The sequence below is a fragment of the Octadecabacter sp. B2R22 genome (assembly GCF_018861045.1).
Classification (GTDB): Bacteria; Pseudomonadota; Alphaproteobacteria; order Rhodobacterales; family Rhodobacteraceae; genus Octadecabacter.
This window is the reverse complement of sequence record NZ_JAHKQJ010000004.1, coordinates 1-1,380: the sequence shown is the minus strand read 5'-3', so window position 1 is coordinate 1,380 and position 1,380 is coordinate 1. Positions and strand designations below refer to the sequence as shown.

Below are 1,380 nucleotides of genomic sequence, written 5' to 3'. Positions count from 1 at the left end.
GGGCGGGAAGCATGCGTAATTGGGCTGACCCTGCACTTTGGTCGAGCTCCCGATAGGATCACGGCATAGCTGTGAACAAGGGAGACAGAAAATGGAATATTATGTTGGATTAGATGTGTCGCTTCGATCGTGTGCGATGTGCATCGTCGATAACAAAGGCAAGGTTTACTTGGAACGAGAGCTGCCCTGCGAAGTTGAGGACATTGCCGACTGTCTCGCAGCATTTGAGCATCCAATAGAACGCGTTGGTTTTGAAGCCGGAGCAATGAGCCAACATCTGTTCTTTGGTTTGCAATCGGCTGGGTTCGACGTCGTTTGTATGGAGGCGCGGCAGGTGAGTGCCGCCTTGTCTGCGATGCGGAACAAGACTGACAAGACGGATGCCAAGGGCATTGCCCAGATTTTACGGACAGGCTGGTTCAGCCCTGTTCACATGAAGAGTCGGGAGGCCCACGGGTTGAGGGCGCTTTTGAGCACGCGAAAAGCGTTACTCAAGAAGACGATGGATCTGGCTAACGAAGTACGTGGGCTGCTGAAGATCTTTGGTGTGCGATTGCCCCGAACAGTGAAACACGGATCCTTTGATGATCTGGTGCGGCCGATGATCGAGATGGATGACGTTCTTGCGCATGCGGTCATTCCATTGCTTGATGCACGGGTGGTCCTGTTCCAGCACTATCTCGAGCTGGATCGACGCGTGAAACGTGCGGCATCTCAAGACGAGGTTTGCATGCGTATGATGACCGTGCCGGGTGTTGGTCCGATCGCAGCACTTACATTCAAGGCGGCAGTTGATGATCCGAGACGTTTCAAACGCTCTCGTACTGTCGCTGCGCATTTTGGCCTCACACCGAGGCGCTTTCAGTCGGGAGAGCACGATAATCCTGGCCGAATATCGAAAGCTGGAGACCGGGACGTTCGGGCGACTCTATATGCAGCCGCCAATGCTTTGTTGATGCGAACGATGGCAGGGTCACAGATCAAATCTCGGGGCATGCGGCTGATGCGCACCAAAGGTCGCCGACGCGCAGTTGTTGCCGTCGCCCGCAAGCTTGCCGTCCTACTTCACCGTATGTGGATCGATGGCAGTGAATTCCGTCAGGAACAAGTTGGAGGCACGGCATGAACAAGTAGCTTACCACCTAACCTGACGGGATCGTCCAATCCGGACGAGGTTCGTGGCTGAAGCCGAAAATGTCTGCTGCGCAACTTGAAGCGCGCCGGAAAGCGGGGCTCTCCACTTCCAATCCGACACATGCATGCAGCGGCGCCATTCGAACGCCACACCAGACTGCGAAGAGAAGCGTGACCCGGACAAACGATCCTCGATCATTCAAAAGAAGGAAAACGAGCTTGACCCAGACACCCAATTAGAGAAGC

At 54.7% G+C, this 1,380-nt stretch carries 1 protein-coding gene; it reads left to right on the top strand.

From position 1 onward, the window contains the following. The first annotated feature begins 91 nt into the window (after positions 1-91). Entirely contained in the window at positions 92-1,126 is a 1,035-nt protein-coding gene (locus KO486_RS02500) for an IS110 family transposase (RefSeq protein ID WP_216035673.1), read from the top strand. The last annotated feature ends 254 nt before the right edge of the window (positions 1,127-1,380 follow it).